At 70.9% G+C, this 25,382-nt stretch carries 26 protein-coding genes; 18 read left to right on the plus strand and 8 right to left on the minus strand.

The features are described from left to right. Window positions 1-3: 3 nt before the first annotated feature. From tpiA to pgi, 4 genes are all read left to right on the plus strand, one after another. Window positions 4-759 carry a triose-phosphate isomerase gene (gene tpiA, locus K7396_RS27480; RefSeq protein WP_086719593.1) on the plus strand — a complete coding sequence of 252 codons (756 nt, stop codon included), beginning with the start codon at window positions 4-6 and terminating at the stop codon, window positions 757-759. Window positions 760-900: 141 nt separating this feature from the next. Beyond that, complete coding sequence (gene secG / locus K7396_RS27485; protein ID WP_086719581.1) at window positions 901-1,137, plus strand: preprotein translocase subunit SecG; 237 nt, start codon at window positions 901-903, stop codon at window positions 1,135-1,137. A gap of 156 nt (window positions 1,138-1,293) precedes the next feature. Continuing rightward, window positions 1,294-1,629: an RNA polymerase-binding protein RbpA gene (locus K7396_RS27490; protein WP_006606296.1), complete on the plus strand. Its 336-nt coding sequence runs from the start codon at window positions 1,294-1,296 to the stop codon at window positions 1,627-1,629. A gap of 271 nt (window positions 1,630-1,900) precedes the next feature. After that, complete coding sequence (gene pgi, locus K7396_RS27495; RefSeq protein ID WP_086719594.1) at window positions 1,901-3,553, plus strand: glucose-6-phosphate isomerase; 1,653 nt, start codon at window positions 1,901-1,903, stop codon at window positions 3,551-3,553. A 90-nt stretch (window positions 3,554-3,643) separates the two neighbouring features. On the opposite strand, the gene pgl is transcribed toward pgi, so the two are convergent. From pgl to tkt, 5 genes are read right to left on the minus strand one after another with little or no spacing between them, the layout of a single operon-like run. After that, the gene (gene pgl / locus K7396_RS27500; RefSeq protein WP_086719582.1) at window positions 3,644-4,426 is read right to left on the minus strand and encodes a 6-phosphogluconolactonase; all 783 of its coding nucleotides are present in this window, start codon (window positions 4,424-4,426) and stop codon (window positions 3,644-3,646) included. Beyond that, window positions 4,423-5,433, minus strand: coding sequence for a glucose-6-phosphate dehydrogenase assembly protein OpcA (opcA, locus tag K7396_RS27505; RefSeq protein WP_086719583.1), 1,011 nt, complete (start codon window positions 5,431-5,433; stop codon window positions 4,423-4,425). The genes pgl and opcA overlap by 4 nt, the downstream gene beginning before the upstream one ends. Then, on the minus strand, window positions 5,430-6,962 hold the full coding sequence (gene zwf / locus K7396_RS27510) for a glucose-6-phosphate dehydrogenase (protein ID WP_086719584.1): 1,533 nt from the start codon (window positions 6,960-6,962) through the stop codon (window positions 5,430-5,432). The genes opcA and zwf overlap by 4 nt, the downstream gene beginning before the upstream one ends. A gap of 6 nt (window positions 6,963-6,968) precedes the next feature. Beyond that, entirely contained in the window at window positions 6,969-8,087 is a 1,119-nt protein-coding gene (tal, locus tag K7396_RS27515) for a transaldolase (RefSeq protein ID WP_086719585.1), read from the minus strand. Between the two features lie 37 nt (window positions 8,088-8,124). Then, the gene (gene tkt, locus K7396_RS27520) at window positions 8,125-10,227 is read right to left on the minus strand and encodes a transketolase (protein WP_086719586.1); all 2,103 of its coding nucleotides are present in this window, start codon (window positions 10,225-10,227) and stop codon (window positions 8,125-8,127) included. A gap of 461 nt (window positions 10,228-10,688) precedes the next feature. Here tkt and K7396_RS27525 point away from each other — a divergent pair, with 461 nt between their 5' ends. The 3 genes from K7396_RS27525 (at window position 10,689) to K7396_RS27535 (ending at window position 13,230) form a co-directional block, all read left to right on the plus strand. Then, complete coding sequence (locus tag K7396_RS27525; protein WP_373866958.1) at window positions 10,689-11,639, plus strand: heme o synthase; 951 nt, start codon at window positions 10,689-10,691, stop codon at window positions 11,637-11,639. A gap of 15 nt (window positions 11,640-11,654) precedes the next feature. Further along, window positions 11,655-12,047 carry a type 1 periplasmic-binding domain-containing protein gene (locus tag K7396_RS27530; protein ID WP_174886987.1) on the plus strand — a complete coding sequence of 131 codons (393 nt, stop codon included), beginning with the start codon at window positions 11,655-11,657 and terminating at the stop codon, window positions 12,045-12,047. A gap of 136 nt (window positions 12,048-12,183) precedes the next feature. Next, complete coding sequence (locus K7396_RS27535) at window positions 12,184-13,230, plus strand: amidohydrolase (protein WP_086719588.1); 1,047 nt, start codon at window positions 12,184-12,186, stop codon at window positions 13,228-13,230. Here the strand turns inward: K7396_RS27535 and K7396_RS27540 are convergent. The 3 genes from K7396_RS27540 to K7396_RS27550 all read right to left on the minus strand — a co-directional run bounded on the left by K7396_RS27540 (window position 13,203) and on the right by K7396_RS27550 (window position 16,256). Next, window positions 13,203-14,207 carry a COX15/CtaA family protein gene (locus tag K7396_RS27540; RefSeq protein WP_086719596.1) on the minus strand — a complete coding sequence of 335 codons (1,005 nt, stop codon included), beginning with the start codon at window positions 14,205-14,207 and terminating at the stop codon, window positions 13,203-13,205. The genes K7396_RS27535 and K7396_RS27540 overlap by 28 nt on opposite strands. Before the next feature lie 87 nt (window positions 14,208-14,294). Beyond that, window positions 14,295-15,113 (minus strand): ABC transporter permease, encoded by an 819-nt coding sequence (locus K7396_RS27545; RefSeq protein WP_086719589.1) that lies wholly within the window; start codon window positions 15,111-15,113, stop codon window positions 14,295-14,297. A gap of 180 nt (window positions 15,114-15,293) precedes the next feature. Further along, window positions 15,294-16,256, minus strand: a complete 963-nt coding sequence (locus K7396_RS27550) for an ABC transporter ATP-binding protein (RefSeq protein WP_152104955.1) — start codon at window positions 16,254-16,256, stop codon at window positions 15,294-15,296. Between the two features lie 278 nt (window positions 16,257-16,534). Between K7396_RS27550 and K7396_RS27555 the strand changes: the two genes are divergently transcribed. From K7396_RS27555 to dapD, 11 genes are all read left to right on the plus strand, one after another. Further along, window positions 16,535-17,398: a helix-turn-helix transcriptional regulator gene (locus K7396_RS27555; protein ID WP_086718029.1), complete on the plus strand. Its 864-nt coding sequence runs from the start codon at window positions 16,535-16,537 to the stop codon at window positions 17,396-17,398. Beyond that, complete coding sequence (sufB, locus tag K7396_RS27560; protein ID WP_086718023.1) at window positions 17,395-18,816, plus strand: Fe-S cluster assembly protein SufB; 1,422 nt, start codon at window positions 17,395-17,397, stop codon at window positions 18,814-18,816. Before K7396_RS27555 ends, sufB begins: the two co-directional genes overlap by 4 nt. An 87-nt stretch (window positions 18,817-18,903) precedes the next feature. Further along, window positions 18,904-20,088, plus strand: a complete 1,185-nt coding sequence (gene sufD / locus K7396_RS27565; protein ID WP_086718021.1) for a Fe-S cluster assembly protein SufD — start codon at window positions 18,904-18,906, stop codon at window positions 20,086-20,088. Continuing rightward, on the plus strand, window positions 20,085-20,402 hold the full coding sequence (locus K7396_RS27570; RefSeq protein ID WP_030086270.1) for a non-heme iron oxygenase ferredoxin subunit: 318 nt from the start codon (window positions 20,085-20,087) through the stop codon (window positions 20,400-20,402). The genes sufD and K7396_RS27570 overlap by 4 nt, the downstream gene beginning before the upstream one ends. A gap of 7 nt (window positions 20,403-20,409) precedes the next feature. Then, window positions 20,410-21,174 carry a Fe-S cluster assembly ATPase SufC gene (sufC, locus tag K7396_RS27575; protein WP_086718019.1) on the plus strand — a complete coding sequence of 255 codons (765 nt, stop codon included), beginning with the start codon at window positions 20,410-20,412 and terminating at the stop codon, window positions 21,172-21,174. Continuing rightward, window positions 21,171-22,427 carry a cysteine desulfurase gene (locus K7396_RS27580; protein ID WP_086718017.1) on the plus strand — a complete coding sequence of 419 codons (1,257 nt, stop codon included), beginning with the start codon at window positions 21,171-21,173 and terminating at the stop codon, window positions 22,425-22,427. The genes sufC and K7396_RS27580 overlap by 4 nt, the downstream gene beginning before the upstream one ends. A 37-nt stretch (window positions 22,428-22,464) precedes the next feature. Next, on the plus strand, window positions 22,465-22,923 hold the full coding sequence (gene sufU, locus K7396_RS27585) for a Fe-S cluster assembly sulfur transfer protein SufU (RefSeq protein ID WP_086718015.1): 459 nt from the start codon (window positions 22,465-22,467) through the stop codon (window positions 22,921-22,923). Beyond that, a complete protein-coding gene (locus K7396_RS27590) occupies window positions 22,920-23,255 on the plus strand; it encodes a metal-sulfur cluster assembly factor (protein WP_086718002.1) in 336 nt (111 codons plus the stop codon). The genes sufU and K7396_RS27590 overlap by 4 nt, the downstream gene beginning before the upstream one ends. Before the next feature lie 131 nt (window positions 23,256-23,386). After that, a complete protein-coding gene (locus K7396_RS27595; RefSeq protein ID WP_086718000.1) occupies window positions 23,387-23,707 on the plus strand; it encodes a DMT family transporter in 321 nt (106 codons plus the stop codon). Then, on the plus strand, window positions 23,707-24,246 hold the full coding sequence (locus K7396_RS27600) for a TetR/AcrR family transcriptional regulator (protein ID WP_086717998.1): 540 nt from the start codon (window positions 23,707-23,709) through the stop codon (window positions 24,244-24,246). Before K7396_RS27595 ends, K7396_RS27600 begins: the two co-directional genes overlap by 1 nt. Before the next feature lie 114 nt (window positions 24,247-24,360). Continuing rightward, a complete protein-coding gene (gene dapD / locus K7396_RS27605) occupies window positions 24,361-25,356 on the plus strand; it encodes a 2,3,4,5-tetrahydropyridine-2,6-dicarboxylate N-succinyltransferase (protein WP_086717996.1) in 996 nt (331 codons plus the stop codon). Window positions 25,357-25,382 lie beyond the last annotated feature (26 nt).

Here is a 25,382-nt window from a genome sequence, read left to right on the forward strand (position 1 = left end):
CTGATGGCGGGCAACTGGAAGATGAACCTCAACCACCTCGAGGCCATCGCCCACGTCCAGAAGCTCGCGTTCGCGCTCGCCGACAAGGACTTCGACGCCGTGGAGGTCGCCGTCCTGCCGCCCTTCACCGACCTGCGGTCGGTGCAGACGCTGGTCGACGGCGACAAGCTCAGGATCAAGTACGGCGCCCAGGACATCTCGGCGCACGACGCCGGCGCCTTCACCGGCGAGATCTCCGGCGCGATGCTGTCCAAGCTCAAGTGCGCCTACGTGGCCGTCGGGCACAGCGAGCGCCGCCAGTACCACGGCGAGAACGAAGAGATCTGCAACGCCAAGGTCAAGGCCGCGTTCAAGAACGGGATCACCCCGATCCTGTGCGTCGGCGAGGGCCTGGACGTCCGCAAGGCCGGCAACCAGGTCGCGCACACCCTCGCCCAGGTCGACGGCGGCCTGCTGGACGTCCCGGCCGAGCAGGCCGAGACCATCGTGATCGCCTACGAGCCGGTGTGGGCCATCGGCACCGGCGAGGTCGCCACCCCCGAGGACGCGCAGGAGGTCTGCGGTGCCATCCGCGGCCGCCTCGCCGAGCTCTACAGCCAGGAGCTGGCCGACAAGGTCCGCATCCAGTACGGCGGCTCGGTCAAGTCCGGCAACGTCGCCGCGATCATGGCGCAGCCCGACGTCGACGGCGCGCTGATCGGCGGCGCGGCGCTGGACGCGGACGAGTTCGTGAAGATCGTCCGCTTCCGCGACCAGTAGCAGCTATGACGAGGGGGAGCCCTCGTCGTACCCTGTCGGGGCCGGGACCGGTGCAGCAGCGCCGCCCCCGGCCCCGCACCGTCTCGTGCGGATATCGTGATCCAAACGTCCGTCCGTCAGTCCTAGAGAGTTGGTCCAGCCGTGGTCATCGGGTTCTCGATCGCCCTCATCGTCTTCAGCCTGCTGCTGATGATGCTGGTGCTCATGCACAAGGGAAAGGGTGGCGGCCTGTCCGACATGTTCGGCGGCGGTATGCAGTCCTCGGTCGGTGGCTCCTCGGTCGCCGAGCGCAACCTCGACCGCATCACCATCGTGGTGGGTCTGCTGTGGTTCGCCTGCATCGTGGTGCTCGGCATCCTGATGAAGCTCAGCAACTGACGCTGCGTCGGAGGTGCGGCCTATCATTGAGGGAGGCGTCCTCGGACGGGTAACTCCAGCCACTGGACGCGCGTTGGGCCTTACGTAGACTGGGGCGTTCCGCAGCGCAGCTGCTGCGAGAGGCTGTGCAGCACCATTACGCAGGGAGTTACGACCGTGGCAAGTGGCAACGCGATCCGAGGAAGTCGGGTCGGGGCGGGGCCGATGGGGGAGGCCGAGCGCGGCGAGTCCGCGCCGCGCACCCGCATCTCCTTCTGGTGCTCCAACGGGCACGAGACGCAGCCCAGCTTCGCCGGCGACGCGCAGGTTCCGGACACCTGGGACTGCCCGCGCTGTGGTTTCCCGGCAGGCAAGGACCGGGACAGCCCGCCGGACCCGCCGCGCACCGAGCCGTACAAGACCCACCTCGCCTACGTCCGGGAGCGGCGCAGCGACGCCGACGGCGAGGCGATCCTCGCGGAGGCACTCGCCAAGCTCCGCGGCGAGATCTGACGGACCCGCAGACACACCGGCCGGCCCGGCCGGAGGGACACACCGCCCTCCGGCCGGGCCGCTCGCGTATCCGCCGCCCCGCGCGGCGGCCCCCGGGGCGCCGGCGCCGCCACCTGTTCTTCAGGTGTCCGACAGCGCCCCGTCCCGCGGCGGACAGATACCTTCCCCCGCTCTCGGCTTCGCTCGAGTGGGAGGTGCTCCCCTCGCGCGCTGATCAATTAGGTTGGGGGGCGGCGGGGCCGGTACGAGATGAAGAAGGCTGATGTCCGAGATGAACGCAGAAGGCCGCAGCAGGCTCGATCAGTTGCCTGAGTGGACCGCGCTGGGCAAGCACCGCGAGCAGATGGCGCAGGTGCATCTGCGCGAGCTGTTCGAGCGGGACCCGGGGCGCGCCGAGCGCTACACCCTCCAGGTCGGCGACCTGCACCTGGACTTCTCCAAGCAGCTGGTCACCGACGAGACGCTGCGGCTGCTGCGCGACCTGGCCGCGGCGACCGGCGTGGCCGAGCTGCGGGACGCGATGTTCCGCGGGGAGAAGATCAACATCACCGAGCAGCGCTCCGTGCTGCACGTCGCGCTGCGCGCCCCCGCCTCCGAGGCGATCATGAGCGACGGCGAGAACGTCGTGCCCGGCGTGCACCACGTCCTGACGAGGATGGGCACCTTCAGCGACCGGGTCCGCTCCGGCGACTGGAAGGGCCACACGGGCCGGCGCATCAAGACCGTCGTCAACATCGGCATCGGCGGCTCGGACCTGGGCCCGGCGATGGCGTACGAGGCGCTGCGCGCCTACAGCCACCGGGACATGCAGTTCCGCTTCGTCTCCAACGTGGACGGCGCCGACCTGCACGAGGCGGTCCGCGACCTGGACCCGGCCGAGACACTGTTCATCGTCGCCTCGAAGACCTTCACCACCATCGAGACCATCACCAACGCCACCTCGGCGCGCGACTGGCTGCTGACCGGTCTGGGGGCCGGCCAGGAGGCCGTCGCCAAGCACTTCGTGGCGGTGTCGACCAACGCCGGGAAGGTGGCGGAGTTCGGCATCGACACGGACAACATGTTCGAGTTCTGGGACTGGGTCGGCGGCCGCTACTCCTACGACTCCGCCATCGGCCTGTCGCTGATGGTCGCGATCGGCCCGGAGCGCTTCCGCGAGATGCTGGCCGGCTTCCACCTCGTCGACGAGCACTTCCGCAGCGCCCCGCCGGAGGAGAACGCCCCGCTGCTGCTCGGGCTGCTGGGCGTCTGGTACGGCAACTTCTGGGACGCCCAGGCGCACGCCGTGCTGCCCTACAGCCACTACCTCTCCAAGTTCACCGCCTATCTCCAGCAGCTGGACATGGAGTCCGACGGCAAGTCCGTGGACCGCGAGGGCCGCCGCGTCGACTGGCAGACCGGCCCCGTCGTCTGGGGCACGCCCGGCACCAACGGCCAGCACGCCTACTACCAGCTGCTCCACCAGGGCACCAAGCTGATCCCGGCCGACTTCATCGGCTTCGCCCGGCCGGTCGACGATCTGCAGCCGGGCCTGGTCGCCCAGCACGACCTGCTGATGGCCAACCTGTTCGCCCAGGGACAGGCGCTGGCGTTCGGCAAGACGCCCGAGGAGGTGCGTGCCGAGGGCGTGGCAGAGGAACTGGTGCCGCACAAGACGTTCCCTGGCAACCGACCCACCACCACCATCCTGGCCGGCGAACTCAGCCCCTCGGTGCTGGGCCAGCTGGTCGCGCTCTACGAGCACAAGGTGTTCGTCCAGGGCGCGGTCTGGAACATCGACTCCTTCGACCAGTGGGGCGTGGAGCTGGGCAAGGTCCTCGCCAAGCGTGTCGAACCGGCCCTGACGGAGGGCGCCGAGGTGCCGGGCCTGGACGCCTCCACGGCAGGTCTGGTCGCCAAGTACCGGGCGCTGCGCGGGCGTTGAGCCGGGAGGCGGCGGCCCGGTGACCGCGGTGACGCCGAAGGCCCCGCACCCTCGGGGGTGCGGGGCCTTCGGCCTGTTCCGGTGCGGCCCTCAGGCCGACGCCGGCGGGTAGAGGCCGCGGGGGAGCTGGGCCGCCGCCGCCTCGTCCAGCAGCCACAGGGTCCGGCTGCGGCCCCGGGCGCCGGCCGCCGGGGCCTGCACCTCCCCGGCGCCGGAGAGGGCGATGGCCGCGGCGTTGGCCTTGTCCTCGCCGGCCGCCAGCAGCCAGACCTCCCGTGCCGCGCGGATCGCGGGCAGGGTCAGCGAGGTGCGGGTGGGCGGCGGCTTCGGCGCGCCGTGCACCCCCACCACCGTCCGCTCCTGCTCGTGGACCGCGGGCAGCTCGGGGAAGAGCGAGGCCACATGGGTGTCCGGGCCGACGCCCAGCAGCAGGACGTCGAAGGAGGGCACCGGGCCGTGGTCCTCGGGGCCCGCGGCGGCGGCCAGTTCGGTCGCGTACGCCGCGGCGGCCGCGTCGGCGTCGTTGCCGCACGGGCCGTCCGACGGGGGCATCGGATGCACCCGGGCCGGGTCCAGTGGGACGCTGTCCAGCAGCACCTGCCGGGCCTGGGTGTGGTTGCGCTCCGGATCGCCGTCCGGCAGGAACCGCTCGTCGCCCCACCACAGGTCGAGGCGGGACCAGTCCACGGCGTCGCGGGCGGGCGCCTCGGCGAGGGCCGCGAGCAGCCCGTTGCCGTTGCGCCCGCCGGTCAGCACCACGGAGGCAGAGCCGCGGGCGGACTGGGCGTCCACGATCTTCGTGATCAGCCGGGCCGCCGCGGCCTTGGCCATCAGCTCCTTGTCGCGGTGGACGACGACCTGCGGAGCGCTCACTTGGCGGCCGCCTTCTTGGCGGCCTTCTTCGCCGCGGGCTTGGCCGGTGCCTCCTCGGCGGCCGCCGGCTGACCGGCGGTGCCGTCTCCGATCCGGTCCACGCCGTACCGCAGGGCGCCGGCGTAGATCTCGTCCGGGTCGAGCCGGCGCAGCTCCTCGGCGAGCAGCTCGGCGGTGTCCCGCCGCTTGAGCGCCACCGCGCGGTCGGGCTGGCCGCGCATGGAGAGCGTGGCCAGCGAACCGTCCGGGCGGTCCAGCACGATCGCGCCGCTGCTGGACTCCAGCCGCACGGCCGTCAGACCGGGGCCGTCGGACACCTTGCGGGTGACCGGGACCCGGAGCCGGTCGGCCAGCCACATGGCGAGCAGCTCGCAGCTGGGGTTGAACTCCTCGCCGGTCACCTCGGCCGAGCTGACCGTGCACGGGGCCTGGTCGAGCGCCGCCGCCAGCATCGAGCGCCAGGGCGTGATGCGGGCCCAGGACAGGTCGGTGTCGCCCGGGGTGTAGGTGTCCGCGCGCGCCGACAGCTCCTCGATGGGCTGCTCGGCGGCGTACGCGTCGGTGACGCGGCGCTGGGCCAGCGCGCCGAGCGGGTCCTTGGCGGGGTCCAGCGGGGCGTTCACCGCCCACCAGACCACGACCGGCGCGTCCGGCAGCAGCAGCGGGAGCACCACCGACTGGGCGTGGTCGATCACATCGCCGTAGAGCCGGAGTATGACCGTCTCGCCGGTGCCGGCGTCGGTGCCGAGCCGCACCTCGGCGTCGAGGCGCGCCTTGGCGCGGTCGCGCGGCGACCGGCTGACCCGCTTGACGACGACGAGGGTGCGCGAGGGGTGCTCACGGGACGCGTCGTTGGCGGCCTTCAGCGCGTCGTAGGCGTTCTCCTCGTCGGTGACGATGACGAGGGTGAGCACCATGCCTATGGCCGGGGTGCCGATCGCGCGGCGCCCGTCGACCAGCGCTTTGTTGATCTTGCTGGACGTGGTGTCCGTCAAATCGATCTTCATGGCCGACGCCAGCTCCGTCCGTCTCGTGCGAGCATTTCGTCCGCCTCGGCGGGGCCCCAGGTGCCCGCCGGGTACTGCGCGGGCCTGCCGTGCTTCTCCCAGTACGCCTCGATCGGGTCGAGGATCCGCCAGGACTGCTCCACCTCCTCCACACGCGGGAAGAGGTTGGCGTCGCCGAGCAGCACGTCGAGGATGAGCCGCTCGTAGGCCTCGGGGCTGGACTCCGTGAAGGACTCGCCGTAGGCGAAGTCCATCGACACGTCCCGTACCTCCATCGAGGTGCCCGGGACCTTGGAGCCGAACCTGACGGTCACGCCCTCGTCCGGCTGCACCCGGATGACCAGGGCGTTCTGCCCCAGCTCCTCGGTGGCGGTGCGGTCGAAGGGGGAGTGCGGGGCGCGCTGGAAGACCACCGCGATCTCGGTGACGCGGCGGCCCAGGCGCTTGCCGGTGCGCAGGTAGAAGGGGACGCCCGCCCAGCGGCGGTTGTCGATCGACAGCTTGATCGCGGCGTAGGTGTCGGTCTTCGACTTGGGGTCGATACCGTCTTCCTGGAGGTAGCCGACGGCCTTCTCGCCGCCCTGCCAGCCCTCCGCGTACTGCGCGCGGACCGTCTCCTTGCCGAGGTCCTTGGGCAGCCGGACCGCGCCCAGCACCTTGGTCTTTTCCGCGACCAGCGCGTCGGCCTCGAAGGAGGCGGGCTCCTCCATGGTGGTCAGCGCGAGCAGCTGGAGGAGGTGGTTCTGGATGACGTCACGGGCGGCGCCGATGCCGTCGTAGTAGCCGGCCCGGCCGCCGATGCCGATGTCCTCGGCCATCGTGATCTGGACGTGGTCGACATAGCTGCGGTTCCACAGCGGCTCGAACATCGTGTTGGCGAACCGCAGCGCCAGGATGTTCTGGACCGTCTCCTTGCCCAGGTAGTGGTCGATCCGGAAGACCTCGTGGGGCGGGAAGACCTCGTGGACGATCCGGTTGAGCTCCTTGGCGCTCTCCAGGTTGTGCCCGAAGGGCTTCTCGATGACCGCGCGCCGCCAGGAGTCCTCCTTCTGGTCGGCCAGCCCGTGCTTCTTCAGCTGCTGGACGACCTGGGGGAAGAACTTCGGGGGCACGGACAGGTAGAAGGCGAAGTTGCCGCCGGTGCCCTGCGCCTTGTCGAGCTCGTTTATCGTCTCCTTCAGCGTTTCGAAGGCCTCGTCGTCGTCGAAGTTGCCCTGGACGAAACGGCAGCCCTGGACCAGCTGCTGCCAGACCTCCTCGCGGAACGGCGTGCGGGCGTGCTCCTTGACCGCCGCGTACACCTCCTGCGCGAAGTCCTCGTGCTCCCACTCGCGGCGGGCGAACCCGACGAGCGAGAAGCCCGGCGGCAGCAGACCGCGGTTGGCCAGGTCGTAGACGGCGGGCATCAGCTTTTTACGGGACAAATCGCCCGTGACGCCGAAGATCACCAGACCCGACGGCCCCGCGATACGCGGGAGCCGTCGGTCCAGGGCGTCACGAAGCGGGTTGGCTCCGTGTGCATCAGACAAGGGAGATCAGCCCTCCGAGGGAGCGAGGCGCTCGAGCTCCGCCTCCGTGGACTTGAGCAGGTCGTTCCAGGACGCCTCGAACTTCTCCACGCCCTCGTCCTCCAGGACCTGGACGACGTCGTCGTACGAGATCCCGAGCTTCCCGATCGCCGCCAGGTCGGCCTTGGCGGCGTCGTACGTGGCGCGCACCGTGTCACCGGTGATCTGGCCGTGGTCGGCGGTGGCCTCCAGGGTGGCCTCCGGCATGGTGTTGACCGTGCCCGGGGCGACCAGGTCGTCGACGTACAGGGTGTCCTTGTACGCGGGGTCCTTGACGCCGGTCGAGGCCCACAGCGGACGCTGCTTGTTGGCGCCGGCCTTGTCGAGGGCGGCCCAGCGCTCCGAGGAGAAGACCTCCTCGTACGCCTGGTAGGCCAGCCGGGCGTTGGCCAGCGCGGCCTTGCCCTTGAGGGCCTTGGCCTCGTCCGTGCCCAGCTTCTCCAGGCGCTGGTCGATCTCGGTGTCCACCCGGGACACGAAGAACGAGGCGACCGAACGGATCAGGGACAGGTCCAGGCCCGCGGCCTTGGCCTTCTCCAGGCCCGCGAGGTAGGCGTCCATGACCTCGCGGTAGCGCTCCAGAGAGAAGATCAGGGTGACGTTGACGCTGATGCCCAGGCCGATGACCTCGGTGATCGCCGGGAGGCCCGCCTTGGTGGCCGGGATCTTGATCAGCGTGTTGGGGCGGTCCACCAGCCAGGCCAGCTGCTTGGCCTCGGCGATGGTCGGGACGGTGTGGTGCGCCAGGCGCGGGTCCACCTCGATGGAGACCCGGCCGTCCTGGCCGCCGGTGGCGTCGAAGACCGGGCGCAGGATGTCGGCGGCGTCGCGGACGTCCGCCGTCGTGATCATGCGGATGGCCTCCTCGACGGTGACCTTGCGGGCGGCGAGGTCGGCGACCTGCTGCTCGTAGCCGTCGCCCGCGGAGATCGCCTTCTGGAAGATCGACGGGTTCGTCGTGACACCGACGACGTGCTGCTGGTCGATCAGCTCGGCGAGGTTGCCGGACGTGATGCGCTTGCGCGACAGGTCGTCCAGCCAGATCGCGACGCCTTCGTCGGAGAGGCGCTTGAGTGCGTCTGTCATGGGTTCTGCATCTCCTACTTGTCGTGTGCGGGCGTCGTCAGCGCGCGGCGGCGGCGAGGGATTCCCGGGCGGCGGAGGCGACCGCGTCGGCGGTGAAGCCGAACTCGCGGAACAGGGTCTTGGCATCGGCCGAGGCACCGAAGTGCTCCAGGGACACGATGCGACCGGCGTCACCGACGAAGCGGTACCAGGTCAGACCGATGCCGGCCTCGACGGCGACCCGGGCCCTGACGGACGGCGGGAGCACGCTGTCGCGGTAGGCCTGGTCCTGCTGGTCGAACCACTCGACCGACGGCATCGACACCACGCGGGTGGGCACACCCTCGGCCTGCAGCTGCTCGCGCGCCTCGACGGCGAGCTGCAGCTCGGAGCCGGTACCGATCAGCACGACCTGCGGCGTGACGGCCCTGCCGTCGGCGTCCTCGGCCTCGAACCGGACGTAGCCGCCCTTGACGGTGTTCTCGTCGGCCGGGTACGTCGGCACGCCCTGGCGGGTCAGCGCGAGGCCGTGCGGGGCGCCGACGCCGTACTCCTTGGTCCAGCGCTTGAGGATCTCGCGCCAGGCGAGCGCGGTCTCGTTGGCGTCGGCCGGGCGGACGACGTTCAGGTTCGGGATGGCGCGCAGCGAGGCCAGGTGCTCGACCGGCTGGTGGGTCGGGCCGTCCTCGCCCAGGCCGATGGAGTCGTGCGTCCACACGTACGTCACCGGCAGGTGCATCAGCGCGGACAGCCGGACGGCGTTGCGCATGTAGTCGGAGAACACCAGGAAGGTGCCGCCGTAGACCCGGGTGTTGCCGTGCAGCGTGATGCCGTTCATCTCCGCGGCCATGGAGTGCTCGCGGATACCGAAGTGGATCGTGCGGCCGTACGGGTTCGCGCCCGGCAGGGGGTTGCCCTCCGGCAGGAACGACGAGGTCTTGTCGATCGTGGTGTTGTTCGAGCCCGCGAGGTCCGCGGAACCGCCCCACAGCTCGGGGATGACCGCGCCGAGCGCGTGCAGCACCTTGCCGGACGCGGCGCGGGTGGCCACGGCCTTGCCGGTCTCGAACGACGGGAGGTGGTCCTCCCAGCCCGCGGGCAGCTCACCGGCGGCGACGCGGTCGAACTCCGCGGCGTGCTCGGGGTTGGTGGTGCGCCAGTCGGCGAACCGCTTGTCCCACTCCTTCTCCAGGTCGCGGCCGCGGTCGAGGGCGGCGCGGGTGTGCGCGAGCACCTCCTCGGGGACCTCGAAGGACTGCTCCGGGTCGAAGCCGAGGACGCGCTTGGTGGCCGCGACCTCCTCCTCGCCCAGCGCCGAGCCGTGCGCGGCCTCGGTGTTCTGCGCGTTGGGGGCCGGCCAGGCGATGATCGAGCGCATCGCGATGAACGACGGGCGCCCGGTCTCGGCCTTGGCCGCCTCGATGGCGTGGTGCAGCGCCTCGGGGTCGAGGTCGCCGTTGGCCTTCGGGGCCACCCGCTGGACGTGCCAGCCGTAGGCCTCGTAGCGCTTGCAGGTGTCCTCGGAGACGGCGGTCTCGGTGTCGCCCTCGATCGAGATGTGGTTGTCGTCCCACAGCATGATGAGGTTGCCGAGCTTCTGGTGGCCCGCGAGCGAGGAGGCCTCCGCGGAGATGCCCTCCTGCAGGCAGCCGTCACCGGCGATGGCGTAGATGTGGTGGTCGAAGGGCGAGCTGCCCTCCGGCGCGTCCGGGTCGAAGAGGCCGCGCTCGTAGCGGGCGGCCATCGCCATGCCCACCGCGTTGGCGACGCCCTGGCCCAGCGGGCCGGTGGTGGTCTCCACGCCGGCCGTGTGGCCGTACTCGGGGTGGCCGGGGGTCTTCGACTCCCAGGTGCGGAACGACTTCAGGTCGTCCAGCTCCAGGCCGTAGCCGGCGAGGTAGAGCTGGATGTAGAGGGTCAGGCTGGAGTGGCCCGCGGAGAGAATGAAACGGTCGCGGCCGGTCCAGTTGGGATCCGCCGGGTCGTGCCGCATCATCTTCTGGAAGAGAAGGTAGGCGGCCGGAGCCAGGCTCATGGCCGTACCCGGATGGCCGTTACCGACCTTCTGCACGGAATCCATGGCCAGGACACGGACCGTATCCACTGCCCGCTGATCCAGTTCGGTCCACTCGAGGTCTGTGGTGGTCGGCTTGGTGCTCACCCTGAGTCAGGGCTCCTCTCCACATGTCGAATGCCGCGGACGGTATGTCCGCCAGGCGGTGTCGAGCCTACCCCCGCAAGTGCGTGCGTCTTTTCGACGCTCAGTCGATGTTCCCGGCGCTCAGTCGCAGGCCGGAACGGCACGACAGCTCGTCGCTTCGGGCAACCGCACCGGGGCCGGGAGCATTCCCGTCCCCGAGGCGACGGTCCTACGCACCAGACTGCCGGGAGGCGGTCGCCTTCGCCTCCCGAACACCGGGCGGACGGCCGCCGGAAGATGCCGCCGGGCGCCCGCCGCGCGGCACCCAACACGACCCCACCCCCGCGAAGATCGCTCTATGGCCAACGTCTAAAGTGGCGTGGTACGCGCAGGCCCTTCACCGGGTATTCACGGCCGGATGGGCTTGCAGGCCTAATTTCTTCCGCGGCAACAGGCCGCTGATGTTACTTCCAGGGGTGTGCGTGACGGCCGTCGAATCCCGTCCTGTGGGGGCGCTTTCTCCGGTCCCCGGGAGTCCCGGCGACCGGCCGTTCGGGGCCCGCGTCAAGGCGTTCGTGGAGCTGACCAAGCCGCGGGTCATCGAGCTGCTGCTGATGACCACGGTGCCGGTGATGTTCCTGGCCGCCGGTGGTGTGCCGAACCTGTGGCTGGTGCTGGTGACCTGCGTCGGCGGATACCTCTCCGCCGGCGGTGCCGCCGCGTTCAACATGTACCTCGACCGCGACATCGACGCGCTGATGGACCGTACGTCCCAGCGGCCCCTGGTCACCGGCATGGTGAGCCCCCGCGAGTGCCTGGTCTTCGCGACCGCCCTCGCGGTGGGGTCCACGGCCCTGTTCTGGTTCCTCGTCAACCCGCTGTCGGCGATGCTGTCGCTCGGTGCGCTGCTTTTCTACGTGGTCGTCTACACGATGATCCTCAAGCGCCGCACCACGCAGAACATCGTCTGGGGCGGCATCGCGGGCTGCATGCCGGTCTTCATCGGCTGGTCGTCGGTGACGAACTCCGTCTCCTGGGCCTCGTTCATCCTCTTCCTGGTCATCTTCTTCTGGACGCCGCCGCATTACTGGCCGCTCTCGATGAAGGTCAAGGACGACTACGAGCGGGTCGGGGTGCCGATGCTGCCGGCCGTCGCGGGCAACAAGGTCGTCGCGCGGCAGATCGTCGCCTACAGCTGGGTGATGGTGGCCGTGTCGCTGCTGCTGCAGCCGCTGGGCTACACGGGCTGGTTCTACACCGTCGTCGCGGTCGCCTGCGGCGCCTTCTGGCTCAAGGAGGCGCACGGTCTCCAGGCCCGCGCGAAGGCCGGGATCACCGGCGCCAAGCTCAAGGAGATGCGGCTGTTCCACTGGTCCATCACCTATGTGTCGCTGCTCTTCGTCGCCGTCGCCGTGGATCCCTTCCTTCGTTGATTACCGATGGGTAGCATGCTGTTCATGGCAGACACCCAGCAGGCGGACGAGCAGACGGAGACCGGGGCCGACGCGGCGGCCCGGACGCGCACCGACAAGCGGGCCGGCAAGCAGGCGGACCGGCTCGCCAAGCAGATCCGCGCCTTCGCCGCCGCACACGGCGGCAGCGCCGAGGGCCAGCTCGCGCACATCGGCCGGGGCCGCACCCGGATCGCGCTGGTCGGCGCCGACGGCGAGTGGGGCAACCTCGTCGCGGACACCTTCGGATCCGCCCAGGACGCCGCCGGCAAGGCGGGCCTCACGCTCCACGACGACTTCGACGGCGACCTCGCCGCCAAGGTCCGCACCGGCCGCTACGAGTGGTCCCGGATGGCGGGCATCCAGGTGGGCGGCCCGGCCAACGGCTGACCCACCGGGGCCGCGCGCCGTGCGCCGGAGCGCACGCCGGAAGCGGAGCCCGCTACCTCACCACCTCCTCGCCCGTTAAGCCCACCGGGCGCGGCGCTCGGGCCGCGCCCGGCGGGTCCACGGCGAGGAGGAGCGGATGGACGGGCTTCCACCGCTCATCGACCAGCACAGCCACGGCGCGGTGCACGGTGAGCTCGGCCTCGGCTCCTTCGAGACCCACCTCGCCGCCGCGGTCGGCGCCCGGGGCCCGGCCCCCGTCGGCACCACCTACTTCGACAGCCTCACCGGCCTGGCGATACGCCGCTGGTGCCCCCCGCTGCTCGGCCTGGAACCGCGGTGCCCGCCCGCCCGCTACCTGGCCCGCAGGCGCGAGGTGGGCGCCTACCGGGCGGGCCGGCTGCTGCTGCGGGGCTCCGGCATCGGCACGTTCCTGCTGGAGGCCGGCGCCCCCGGCGAGCTGACCTCGGCCTGCGAACTGGCCACCGCCGCCGGGACCGGCGCCCACGAGATCGTCCGGCTCGAACCGCTCGCCGAGCAGGTCGCCGACACCTCCGGCAGCGTCGACTCCTTCCTCGGCTACACCGCCGAGGCCCTCTACGCCGCGGCCCAGCACGCCACCGCCTTCGCCTCCGGGGCCGCCCACTGCGACGGGCACGCCCCCGGCGCGGGCGAGGTACGGCGCGCCGCGGACCGCTGGCTGTGCGGCCGCCGCCCCGGGGAGCGGCTCGGCGAGCCCACGCTCGTACGGCACCTGCTGTGGAGCGCGGTGGCGGCCGGCCTTCCGGTGCAGCTGCACTGCCGCGATCCGCGGCCGCTGGCGGGCTTCCTGCGCGCCACGGCCGGCATCGGCCCCGACCTCGTCCTGCTGCCGCGGGCGCCGCACCACCGGCGGGCGGCGGAGCTCGCCGCGGTGCACCCCCATGTGTACGCGGACGCCGGGCCGTGCCCCGAGGAGACGCTCGGCCGGGCGCCGTTCGGCAAGCTGCTGTTCTCCTCGGGCGCCCGCGGGCTGCCCGAGCTCTATGTGACCGGCGCGCAGCGCTTCCTGCGCGCCATGGGGCGCCTGGTCCGGGAGTGGGCCGACGAGGGGCTGTGCGGCGCCGAGGACGGGCGGCGGATCACCGAGATGGTCGGGTCGGGGACCGCCCGCCGGGTCTACCGGCTGAGCGCGGAGGCGGGCTGAGGCTCCGGCGCCTCCGCCTCGCCCGTGGGAACGGACCCGGCCGGGTCCTCCTCCGGGAGCGGCCCGCGGTCGCGCAGCGACAGGGCGACCCGCAGCACACAGACCCACACCAGGGCCGACCCCAGCATGTGGAACCCGATGACGATCTCGGGCAGGCCCGTGAAGTACTGGACGTAGCCGATGACGCCCTGCAGGAGGAGGCAGACGAACAGCTCCAGGACCGTCCGGCGCGGGGCGGCCGGCGCCTTGACGGCCCGCAGGGTGAACCACAGCGCGACGGTCAGGCCGACGACGATGTAGACGAAGTCGACGTGCAGCTGGGTGATCTCCTGCCAGTCCAGCGGGATGCGGTGGACTTTCTTCGCGTCGCCGGCGTGCGGGCCGGCGCCGGTGACGACCGTGCCGATGACGGTGAGTGCGGCGGCCGCCCCCACCAGCAGCCACGCCAGCTGCCGCACCGGACGGGCGACCAGCTCGCGGGGCTCCTCGTCGCCCTCGCACGCCCGCTTCCAGCTCAGCATGGCGACCGTGAGCAGGCCGGTGGCCGCCAGGAAGTGCGAGCTGACGATGTACGGGTTCAGGCCGGTGAGGACCGTGATGCCGCCGACGACGGCGTTGGTCATGACGAGCCAGAACTGCGCCCAGCCGAGGCGGGTGAGCGAGCGGCGCCGGGGGTGGCGGGCGCGGGCGGCGATGATGAACAGCCCGACGACCACGCACAGCACGTCGGTCAGCATGCGGTTGCCGAACTCGATGATGCCGTTGATGCCCATCGCGGCGGTCGGGGTCAGGCTGTCCGGCGTGCACTTGGGCCAGGTCGAGCAGCCCAGTCCGGACTGGGAGAGCCGGACGGCGCCCCCGGTGACGACGATGATCACGGCCATCACGACGGTGGCCAGCGCGGCCCGCCGCACGAAGGCCGCGGACGGCTGCCAGCGGCGGGCGATCAGCTCAAGGGGGTTCAGCGAGTTCGGCACGGGAGACATCGTAGGCGGGTCCTTGTGCATGTTTTCACGAGGGGTGCGCCGGGCAGCCGGCCGGCACCGCGGCGGCCGCCGCGCGGCTCACTCCCAGCGGAAGAAGCGGGCCGCCGTGCCGAGGCCGAGCACCGACCAGACGGCCAGGACGCCGAGGTCGCGCCAGGGGATGCCGGCGCCGTGCTGGAGGACGTCGCGCAGCCCGTCGGACAGCGCCGCGATCGGCAGCAGCCCGAGCACGCTCTGCACGGCCTCCGGGAACTTGTCCAGCGGGACGATCACGCCGCCGCCGACCAGCAGCAGCAGGAACACCAGGTTGGCGGCCGCCAGGGTGGCCTCCGCCTTGAGCGTGCCGGCCATCAGCAGGCCCAGGCCCGAGAAGGCGGCGGTGCCCAGCGCGAGCAGCAGCACCGCGTGGAGCGGGTTGCCCTGCGGGGACCAGCCCAGCGCCAGGGCCACGGCCGTCAGCAGCACGGTCTGCAGGACCTCGGTGACCAGCACCGCGCAGGTCTTCGCGGCCATCAGGCCCCAGCGCGGCAGCGGCGAGACCGCGAGCCGCTTGAGCACGCCGTAGCGCCGCTCGAAGCCGGTCGCGATGGCCTGGCCGGTGAAGGCGGTCGACATCACGGCGAGCGCCAGGATGCCGGGCGCCAGAAAGTCCACGGCGCTGCCCTTGCCGCCGGCCGTGCCGGTGGGCACCGCGATGATGTCGACGGCGGAGAACAGCACCAGCAGCAGCGTCGGGATGATGACGGTCAGCAGCAGCTGCTCACCGTTGCGCAGCAGCATCCTGGTCTCCAGGGCCGCCTGCGCGCGGATCATCCGGGGCAGCGGGGCCGCGCCGGGCCGCGGGGCGAACGTGCCGGTGCCGGCGGCGGTGCCGTTTCCGGCCTCCAGGGCGGTCATGCGCGCAGCTCCTTGCCGGTCAGCTCCAGGCTGTGCTTTCCCGGGGGGCGACCCCCGGACCCCCGGCCGGACATCGGGTGGCCGTGATTCATGCGCGCAGCTCCTTGCCGGTGAGCTCCAGGCTGTGCTTTCTCGGGGGGCGACCCCCGGACCCCCGGCCGGACATCGGGTGGCCGTGATTCATGCGCGCAGCTCCTTGCCGGTGAGCTCCAGGAAGACGTCCTCCAGGGTGTGGCGCTCGACGGCTATCGCGTCGGGCATCACGCCGTTCTGGGCGCACCAGGAGGCGACGGTGGCCAGCAGCTGCGGGTTGACCTTGCCGTGGACGCGGTAGACGCCGGAGGCCGGTTCCGCGGCGGCGCTGTCGGCGGGCAGCGCCTTGAGGAGCGAGGCGAGGTCGAGGCCGGGGCGTCCGGTGAAGCGCAGGCTGTTCTCCGCGCCGCCGCGGCACAGCTCGTCCGGCGTGCCCTGGGCGATCACCCGGCCGCCGTCGATGATCGCGACATCGTCCGCGAGCTGCTCGGCCTCGTCCATGAAGTGCGTGGTCAGCACGGTGCTGACGCCGTCGGCGCGCAGCTCCCGTACGAGGTCCCAGGTGGCGTGCCGGGCCTGGGGGTCGAGGCCGGCCGTCGGCTCGTCGAGGAAGACCAGCTCGGGGCGTCCGACCACGGCCATCGCCAGCGCGAGGCGCTGCTGCTGGCCGCCGGACAGCCGCCGGTAGGGGGTGCGCCCGCAGCTGCCCAGGCCGAGGCGCTCGATGAGCGCCCCGACGTCGAGGGGGTGGGCGTGCAGGGTGGCGGTGTGCCGCAGCATCTCCTCCGCCCTGGCGCCCGCGTAGACGCCGCCGGACTGCAGCATCACGCCGATCCGCGGGCGCAGCGCGGCGGCGTCGGCGACCGGGTCCAGGCCCAGGACGCGGACCCGGCCGGCGTCCGGGCGGCGGTAGCCCTCGCAGGTCTCGACGGTGGTGGTCTTGCCGGCGCCGTTGGGGCCGAGCACGGCGGTCACCGCGCCGCGCGCGACGGTCAGGTCGAGGCCGTCCACGGCGGTCTTGGTCCCGTACCGCTTGACCAGGCCGACGATCTCGACGGCAGGCTCTCGTCCGGGGGGCCGGGGGTCGCCCCCCGGGGAGGTGCTGGGCATGGCGGGCAGTCTACGGAGAGTGGCGGGGCGTTCTTCAACGGGGGCGCCGGAGCTTTTTCACGCCGGGGTACGCAATACGGCGGTGTGCGGCCGCCCTGATTCCGCCGCGTCGCGCGCCCTGGTGCGCCCCTCCGGGCGGGACCGGCCCGTCGCAGGTCGGGGCGGTGGTGAGGGGCTCGGAAGGCGCTTGAATTAGGGCAGCCTAAGTGATAGAGGCCACCCGTCCGTGATCCGGACGAGGCTTGTATCGCTTCGATTAATTACGCAACAATGGCGTTGTGAAATACGCGAGCGAGGAACAGGAAGGGCCCGAGGTCGAGCAGACCGCCGGGCCGGCCCCCTCCGCGCCCGAGCAGACCGAGCGCCGCGCACCGGACGCCGCGCCCGCCCCGGCGCCGCACGACGAAGCACAGGGCACCCGCAACCGCGTCGCCCGCTCCATCCTCGACCACGGTCCGTCCACCGCGGCCGAGCTGGCACTGCGGCTGAAGCTGACCCAGGCCGCCGTACGCCGGCACCTGGACGCGCTGGCCGCCGAGGGCGTCGTCGAACCCCGCGAGAAGCGGGTCTACGGCGCGCGCGGCCGCGGCCGCCCGGCCAAGGCATTCGTCCTCACCGACTGCGGCCGGGACGCCTTCGACCAGGCCTACGACCAGCTCGCCTCCGACGCGCTGCGCTGGATCGCGCAGAGCGCGGGCGGCGGCGAGAAGGGCGAGGCCGCCGTCGCCGCGTTCGCCCGCGCACGGCTCGCCGCCCAGGCGGAGGGCTACCGCGAGGCCGTGGAGAGCGCCGATCCCCAGGCCCGTACCGAGGCCCTGGCGAAGGCGTTGACCGCGGACGGGTACGCTGCTACGGCGCGCAGCGCCCCCAATCCCCAGCTCGGTGAACAGCTCTGCCAGCACCACTGCCCGGTCGCCCATGTCGCCGAGCAGTACCCGCAGCTGTGCGAGGCGGAGACCGAGGTCTTCTCCCGATTGCTCGGGACCCATGTGCAGCGGCTCGCCACCATCGCCCACGGCGACGGGGTGTGCACGACCTTCGTCCCGAAGGCCGGCGCCGGCAAGGCGGCCGCGCACAGCACCGCACGCACCACCAAGACCACCACAGCATCTGCAAGCACGGCCGGGAGGAACCCCGCATGACGCTCCCCACGGAGACTGCTCACCCCGAGCTCGAGGGCCTGGGCAAGTACGAATACGGCTGGGCCGACTCCGACGTGGCCGGCGCCTCCGCCAAGCGCGGTCTTTCCGAGGCCGTCGTCCGCGACATCTCGGCGAAGAAGAACGAGCCGGAGTGGATGCTCAAGCTCCGCCTCAAGGGTCTGAAGCTGTTCGACAAGAAGCCCATGCCGAACTGGGGCTCGGACCTGTCGGGCATCGACTTCGACAACATCAAGTACTTCGTCCGCTCCACGGAGCAGCAGGCCGCCTCCTGGGAGGACCTGCCCGAGGACATCAAGAACACCTACGACAAGCTCGGCATCCCCGAGGCGGAGAAGCAGCGCCTGGTCGCCGGTGTCGCCGCGCAGTACGAGTCCGAGGTCGTCTACCACCAGATCCGCGAGGACCTGGAGGCGCAGGGCGTCCTGTTCCTGGACACCGACACCGCGCTCAAGGAGCACCCGGAGATCTTCCAGGAGTACTTCGGCACGGTCATCCCGGTCGGCGACAACAAGTTCGCGTCGCTGAACACCGCGGTGTGGTCCGGCGGCTCGTTCATCTACGTGCCCAAGGGTGTCCACGTCGACATCCCGCTGCAGGCCTACTTCCGGATCAACACCGAGAACATGGGCCAGTTCGAGCGGACGCTGATCATCGTCGACGAGGACGCCTACGTCCACTACGTCGAGGGCTGCACCGCGCCGATCTACAAGTCGGACTCGCTGCACTCCGCGGTCGTCGAGATCATCGTGAAGAAGGGCGGCCGCTGCCGCTACACGACCATCCAGAACTGGTCGAACAACGTCTACAACCTGGTCACCAAGCGCGCCGTCGCCTACGAGGGCGCGACCATGGAGTGGGTCGACGGCAACCTCGGCTCCAAGGTGACCATGAAGTACCCGGCCGTCTACCTGATGGGCGAGCACGCCAAGGGCGAGACCCTGTCCATCGCCTTCGCGGGCGAGGGCCAGCACCAGGACGCCGGCTCCAAGATGGTCCACATGGCGCCGAACACCTCCTCCAACATCGTCTCCAAGTCGGTGGCGCGAGGCGGCGGCCGCACCTCCTACCGCGGTCTGGTCGAGATCGGCGAGGGCGCGGCGGGCTCCAAGTCCAACGTGCTGTGCGACGCCCTGCTGGTGGACACCATCTCCCGTTCGGACACCTACCCCTACGTCGACGTCCGCGAGGACGACGTGTCCATGGGCCACGAGGCGACCGTCTCCAAGGTCAGCGAGGACCAGCTCTTCTACCTGATGGCACGCGGCCTGTCCGAGGACGAGGCCATGGCGATGATCGTGCGCGGCTTCGTCGAGCCGATCGCCCGTGAGCTGCCGATGGAGTACGCGCTGGAGCTTAACCGCCTGATCGAGCTGCAGATGGAAGGCGCGGTCGGCTGACGGCCCCGGCACACCCAACGACCGACGCGGCGGCCGTCCTGCGGGCAGGCCGAGGATCGCAACCAGAAAGCGAGCACGACAACAGCCATGGCTGAGGCTCAGAACATCCCGGCCGGTTCCACGACCACCGGCTCCCTTGCGGTGGCTGCGGAGTCCACCGTCGCCACCCGGATGAGCGCCCCGCCGTCCTACGACGTGGCGGACTTCCCCGTGCCGCACGGCCGCGAGGAGGAGTGGCGCTTCACCCCCCTCGCGCGCCTGAAGGGCCTGCACGACGGCAGCGCCGAGGCCGGTGGTCCCGACCTGAAGATCGACATCACCGCTCCCGAGGGCGTCACCCACGAGCTGGTCGACCGCGCCGACCCGCGGGTCGGCAAGGCCGGCAAGCCCGTCGACCGGGTCGCCGCCCAGGCGTACAGCTCGTTCGAGAAGGCGTCGGTGATCTCGGTCCCCAAGGAGGCCCGGCTCGCCGAGCCGATCCGGATCAGCGTCCACGGCGAGGGCGGCACGGCCTACGGCCACCAGGTCATCGAGCTGGGCGCGTTCGCCGAGGCCGTCGTGGTCATCGACCACACCGGTGACGCGGTGCTCGCCGCCAACGTCGACTACCTCCTCGGCGACGGCGCCAAGCTGACCGTCGTCTCCGTCCAGGACTGGGACGACCACGCGGTCCACGCGGGCCAGCACAACGCCCTCGTCGGCCGGGACGCCACCTTCAAGTCCGTGGTCGTCACCTTCGGCGGCGACCTCGTCCGCCTGCACCCGCGCGTCACCTACGCGGCTCCCGGCGGCGAGGCCGAGTTCTACGGCCTGTACTTCACCGAGCAGGGCCAGCACCACGAGCACCGTCTCTTCGTCGACCACGAGGCGACCAACTGCCGCTCCCACGTCGTGTACAAGGGCGCGCTGCAGGGCGACGACGCGCACGCCGTGTGGATCGGCGACGTGCTGATCCGGGCCTCGGCGACCGGCACGGACACCTACGAGCTCAACCGCAACCTCGTCCTCACCGACGGCGCGCGGGTCGACTCGGTGCCCAACCTGGAGATCGAGACCGGCGAGATCGTCGGCGCCGGCCACGCCTCGGCGACCGGCCGCTTCGACGACGAGCAGCTCTTCTACCTGATGGCCCGCGGCATCCCGGCCGACGAGGCCCGCCGGCTGGTCGTCCGCGGCTTCTTCGCCGAGCTGGTCCAGCAGATCGGTCTCCCGGACGTCGAAGAGCGTCTGATGAGCAAGGTCGAGGCCGAGCTGGAAGCGGCCGCGGCATGACCTACGTACGCGCAGCGGCGCTCAGCGAGCTGGAGGAGGACACCCCCAAGCGGGTGGAACTCGACGGCACGCCCGTCTCCTTGGTCCGCACCGAGGGCGAGGTGTTCGCGATCAACGACATCTGCTCGCACGCCAACGTCTCCCTCTCCGAGGGCGAGGTCGAGGACTGCTCCATCGAGTGCTGGCTGCACGGTTCGAGCTTCGACCTGCGCACCGGCAAGCCGAGCGGCCTTCCCGCGACGCGCCCCGTCCCCGTATACCCCGTAAAGATCGAAGGGGACGACGTGCTCGTCTCCGTCACCCAGGAGTCCTGAGTTCCCCATGGCAACGCTTGAGATCCACGACCTGCACGTCTCCGTCGAGGCCGAGAACGGCCCGCGCGAGATCCTGAAGGGCGTCGACCTGACCGTGAAGCAGGGCGAGACGCACGCCATCATGGGCCCCAACGGCTCCGGCAAGTCGACCCTCGCCTACTCCCTCGCGGGTCACCCCAAGTACACGATCACCGGCGGCACCGTCACCCTCGACGGCGAGAACGTCCTGGAGATGTCCGTTGACGAGCGCGCGCGGGCCGGCGTCTTCCTCGCCATGCAGTACCCGGTCGAGGTGCCCGGCGTCTCCGTCTCCAACTTCCTGCGCACCTCCGCGACCGCGATCCGCGGCGAGGCCCCCAAGCTGCGGCTGTGGGTCAAGGAGGTCAAGGAGGCCATGGAGCGGCTCCAGATGGACCCCTCCTTCGCCGAGCGCAACGTCAACGAGGGCTTCTCCGGCGGTGAGAAGAAGCGCCACGAGATCCTCCAGCTGGAGCTGCTGAAGCCCGCGATCGCGATCCTCGACGAGACCGACTCCGGTCTGGACGTCGACGCGCTGCGCACCGTCTCCGAGGGCGTCAACCGCGTCCGCGAGACCGGCGAGGTCGGCACCCTGCTGATCACCCACTACACGCGCATCCTGCGCTACATCAAGCCCGACCACGTCCACGTCTTCGCCAACGGCCGCATCGCCGAGTCCGGCGGCGCCGAGCTCGCCGACAAGCTGGAGGCCGAGGGCTACGAGCAGTACACGAAGGGTGGCGCAACCGCGTGACACAGCTGCCGGGCCTCCTCGACACCGAGGCGATCCGTAAGGACTTCCCCATCCTGGATCGCCAGATCCACGACGGGCGGAAGGTCGTGTACCTGGACAACGCGGCGACCTCGCAGAAGCCGCGTCAGGTCCTCGACGCCCTGAACGCCTACTACGAACGTCACAACGCCAACGTCCACCGCGGCGTGCACGTGCTCGCCGAGGAGGCCACGGCGCTGTACGAAGGCGCCCGCGACAAGGTCGCCGCCTTCATCAACGCGCCGAGCCGCGACGAGGTGATCTTCACCAAGAACGCCTCGGAGTCGCTCAACCTCGTGGCCAACATGCTCGGCTGGGCCGAAGAGCCCTACCGCGTGGACCGCGAGACCGAGATCGTCATCACGGAGATGGAGCACCACTCCAACATCGTGCCGTGGCAGCTGCTCTCGCAGCGCACCGGCGCGAAGCTGAAGTGGTTCGGCATCACCGACGACGGCCGTCTCGACCTGTCCAACATCGACGAGATCATCACCGAGCAGACGAAGATCGTCTCCTTCACGCTGGTCTCGAACATCATGGGCACCATCAACCCGGTCGAGACGATCATCCGCCGTGCCCAGGAGGTCGGCGCGCTGGTCTGCATCGACGCCTCGCAGGCCGCCCCGCACATGGTGCTGGACGTCCAGGCGCTGCAGGCCGACTTCGTGGCCTTCACCGGCCACAAGATGTGCGGCCCGACCGGCATCGGTGTGCTGTGGGGCCGCCAGGAGCTGCTGGAGGACCTCCCGCCGTTCCTCGGCGGCGGCGAGATGATCGAGACCGTCTCGATGCACTCCTCGACCTATGCGCCCGCGCCGCACAAGTTCGAGGCCGGTACGCCCCCGATCGCCCAGGCCGTCGGCCTCGGCGCGGCCGTGGACTACCTCTCCTCGATCGGCATGGACAACATCGCCGCGCATGAGCACGCGATCACCGAGTACGCCGTCAAGCGGCTGCTGGAGGTCCCCGACCTGCGCATCATCGGCCCGAGCACGGCCGAGGAGCGCGGGGCGACGCTCTCCTTCACGCTCGGTGACATCCATCCGCACGACGTCGGCCAGGTGCTGGACGAGCAGGGCATCGCGGTCCGCGTGGGTCACCACTGCGCGCGGCCGGTCTGCCTGCGCTTCGGAATTCCTGCGACCACGCGAGCGTCGTTCTATCTGTACTCCACCCCGGCCGAGGTCGACGCCCTGGTCGAGGGCCTGGAGCACGTCCGCAACTTTTTCGGTTAAACAAGCACAGCGGATGAGGACGAGGACTGACTGAGCCGTGAAGCTGGATTCCATGTACCAGGACGTCATCCTGGACCACTACAAGCACCCGCACGGGCGCGGTCTTCGGGACGGCGACGCCGAGGTGCACCACGTCAACCCCACCTGCGGCGACGAGATCACGCTGCGCGTGCGGCTGGACGGCACGACGATCGAGGATGTGTCCTACGAGGGCCAGGGCTGCTCCATCAGCCAGGCCAGCGCGTCGGTGCTCAACGACCTCCTGGTCGGCAAGGAGCTCGGCGAGGCGCAGAAGATCCAGGAGACGTTTCTGGAGCTGATGCAGTCCAAGGGGCAGGTCGAGCCGGATGACGCCATGGAGGAGGTGCTGGAGGACGCGGTGGCGTTCGCCGGTGTCTCGAAGTACCCGGCGCGTGTGAAGTGCGCGCTGCTCAGCTGGATGGCCTGGAAGGACGCCACGGCCAAGGCCCTCTCCGAGGAGGCGAAGACCGCATGACCGACACCCCGACCACCACCAAGCCGGCGTCCGAGGAAGAGGTCCGCGAGGCCCTGTACGACGTCGTGGACCCCGAGCTGGGCATCGATGTCGTCAACCTCGGGCTGATCTACGGCATTCACGTCGACGACGCCAACATCGCCACCATCGACATGACGCTGACCTCCGCGGCCTGCCCGCTGACCGACGTCATCGAGGACCAGGCGAAGTCCGCCACGGACGGCATCGTCAACGAACTCAAGATCAACTGGGTCTGGATGCCGCCGTGGGGCCCGGACAAGATCACCGACGACGGCCGCGAGCAGCTCCGCGCGCTGGGCTTCAACGTCTGACGAGCTCCCCCGAGCAGTACGGCCGTGCCCGCCAGCCACCACTGGCGGGCACGGCCGTTTCGGCGTTGTGGGGGCACAGGGGAACGCGCGCTTATGTACGCCCGTACGCATCGTTGTGTACGCTCGTACGCATGGTCTATGTGACGCTCGCCGCCGCGATCCTCTCCGAGATCCTGGCGACCACCGCGATGAAGTACAGCGACGGGTTCAGCCGGCTGTGGCCGTCGCTGGCCACGGGGGCGGGGTATCTGGTCGCCTTCGTGCTGCTGGCGCAGACGCTCAAGTCGATGAGTGTCGGGACCGCGTACGCGATCTGGTCGGGCGCCGGGACGGCGGTGATCGCGGCGATCGGGATGGTGTTCCTGGGGGAGAGCGCCAGCGCGCTGAAGATCCTCGGGGTGCTGCTGGTGATCGCCGGGGTCGTGGTGCTCAACCTGGACGGGGCGCACTGATGGCCCGGCGCTACGACCCGGACCGGCGGCAGCGGATCATCGACGCGGCGATCGCCGTGGTCGGCGAGTGCGGGATCGCCGGGCTCAGCCACCGTGCCGTGGCGGCCGCCGCGGATGTCCCGCTCGGCTCGACCACCTACCACTTCGCGACCCTGGACGAGCTGCTGGTTGCCGCGCTGCGGCAGTCCAACGTCGTGTGCCTGGCCGACTTCGCGCGCTGGGTGGACAACATCGACCCGGCGGCGCCGCTCGCCGAGGAGGTCGCGCGGCTGGTCGAGGACACGCTGTCCGGCGACCGCCGGCGGATGGAGCTGGAGTACGAGCTGTATCTGGCGGCGCTGCGGCACGAGGCGGTGCGGCCGATCGCCGCCGAGTGCCTGGACGAGATGGTGCGGCTGCTCGGAGCGCGGATCGGCGACCTGCGCACCGCGCGGACGGTGGTGGCCCTCACCGACGGGCTGGTGCTGCAGCATCTGCTGACCGGGCAGCCCTTCGACCCCGAGGCGGTGCGGGCCGGGCTGGCCGGGGTGCTGGGCTGAGCCGTCGGCGGGACCGGTGCGCGGGACCCGCGGACGGGCGGCCGCGGCCGCGGACCTGGCCCGATCGCTGAGACCGGTTCGCCTCGGCGGGCGCCCTCCGGTTAGGTTTCGGATATGACCGATGCTGCTGTTTCCGCTTCCTCTCTCACCGGCGCCGTCGCCGCCGGGCTCGCCACCGTCACCGCCGACGGCACCGTGCTGGACACCTGGTTCCCGGCCCCCGAGCTGGTGAGCACGCCCGGCCCGGCCGGCACCGAGCACCTCGACGACGCACGCGCCACCGAACTGCTGGGCGCCGCCGTGCTCAAGGCGATCGGTCCCGACCCGGTCCGTGGTGTCGAGGTCGTCGCCGTCCGTACGGTCATCGCCTCCCTCGACGACAAGCCGCTGGACGCGCACGACGCCTACCTGCGCCTCCACCTCCTCAGCCACCGCCTGGTCAAGCCGCACGGCCAGAACCTGGAGGGCCTCTTCGGGCTGCTGGCCAACGTCGCCTGGACCTCGCTGGGCCCGGTGGCCGTCGACCAGGTCGAGACGGTGCGGCTGAACGCCCGCGCCGAGGGGCTGCACCTTCAGGTCACCAGCATCGACAAGTTCCCGCGGCTGACCGACTACGTCGCGCCCGCCGGGGTGCGGATCGCGGACGCCGACCGGGTGCGCCTGGGCGCGCACCTCGCGGCCGGCACCACCGTCATGCACGAGGGCTTCGTCAACTTCAACGCCGGGACGCTGGGCACCTCCATGGTCGAGGGCCGGATCAGCGCGGGCGTGGTCATCGGCGACGGCTCCGACATCGGCGGCGGCGCCTCCACCATGGGCACCCTCTCGGGCGGCGGCAAGCAGATCATCTCCATCGGCGAGCGCTGCCTGCTGGGCGCCGAATCGGGCATCGGCATCGCGCTCGGCGACGAGTGCGTCGTCGAGGCCGGGCTGTACGTGACCGCCGGTACCCGCGTCACGCTGCCCGACGGCCAGATCGTCAAGGCCCTGGAGCTGTCCGGCGCGGACAACATCCTCTTCCGCCGCAACTCCACCACCGGCACGGTCGAGGCCCGCCCGAACAAGGCGACCTGGGGCGGCCTCAACGAGGTGCTGCACAGCCACAACTGAGGCGACGGACCGGGCAGGCCGTGCGG

It is taken from the genome of Streptomyces angustmyceticus (assembly GCF_019933235.1).
GTDB lineage: Bacteria > Actinomycetota > Actinomycetes > Streptomycetales > Streptomycetaceae > Streptomyces > Streptomyces angustmyceticus.

What these genes read in the sequence shown, in the direction of transcription:
- K7396_RS27595 (WP_086718000.1), top strand. Translation starts at nt 23,387, where the DNA reads ATGGTCTATGTGACGCTCGCCGCCGCGATCCTCTCCGAGATCCTGGCG.
- tal (WP_086719585.1), bottom strand. Translation starts at nt 8,087, where the DNA reads ATGACAGACGCACTCAAGCGCCTCTCCGACGAAGGCGTCGCGATCTGG.
- K7396_RS27535 (WP_086719588.1), top strand. Translation starts at nt 12,184, where the DNA reads ATGGACGGGCTTCCACCGCTCATCGACCAGCACAGCCACGGCGCGGTG.
- K7396_RS27530 (WP_174886987.1), top strand. Translation starts at nt 11,655, where the DNA reads ATGCTGTTCATGGCAGACACCCAGCAGGCGGACGAGCAGACGGAGACC.
- pgi (WP_086719594.1), top strand. Translation starts at nt 1,901, where the DNA reads ATGAACGCAGAAGGCCGCAGCAGGCTCGATCAGTTGCCTGAGTGGACC.
- K7396_RS27590 (WP_086718002.1), top strand. Translation starts at nt 22,920, where the DNA reads ATGACCGACACCCCGACCACCACCAAGCCGGCGTCCGAGGAAGAGGTC.
- sufD (WP_086718021.1), top strand. Translation starts at nt 18,904, where the DNA reads ATGGCTGAGGCTCAGAACATCCCGGCCGGTTCCACGACCACCGGCTCC.
- sufC (WP_086718019.1), top strand. Translation starts at nt 20,410, where the DNA reads ATGGCAACGCTTGAGATCCACGACCTGCACGTCTCCGTCGAGGCCGAG.
- K7396_RS27545 (WP_086719589.1), bottom strand. Translation starts at nt 15,113, where the DNA reads ATGACCGCCCTGGAGGCCGGAAACGGCACCGCCGCCGGCACCGGCACG.
- tpiA (WP_086719593.1), top strand. Translation starts at nt 4, where the DNA reads ATGGCGGGCAACTGGAAGATGAACCTCAACCACCTCGAGGCCATCGCC.
- K7396_RS27550 (WP_152104955.1), bottom strand. Translation starts at nt 16,256, where the DNA reads ATGCCCAGCACCTCCCCGGGGGGCGACCCCCGGCCCCCCGGACGAGAG.
- sufB (WP_086718023.1), top strand. Translation starts at nt 17,395, where the DNA reads ATGACGCTCCCCACGGAGACTGCTCACCCCGAGCTCGAGGGCCTGGGC.
- K7396_RS27570 (WP_030086270.1), top strand. Translation starts at nt 20,085, where the DNA reads ATGACCTACGTACGCGCAGCGGCGCTCAGCGAGCTGGAGGAGGACACC.
- K7396_RS27600 (WP_086717998.1), top strand. Translation starts at nt 23,707, where the DNA reads ATGGCCCGGCGCTACGACCCGGACCGGCGGCAGCGGATCATCGACGCG.
- dapD (WP_086717996.1), top strand. Translation starts at nt 24,361, where the DNA reads ATGACCGATGCTGCTGTTTCCGCTTCCTCTCTCACCGGCGCCGTCGCC.
- opcA (WP_086719583.1), bottom strand. Translation starts at nt 5,433, where the DNA reads ATGAAGATCGATTTGACGGACACCACGTCCAGCAAGATCAACAAAGCG.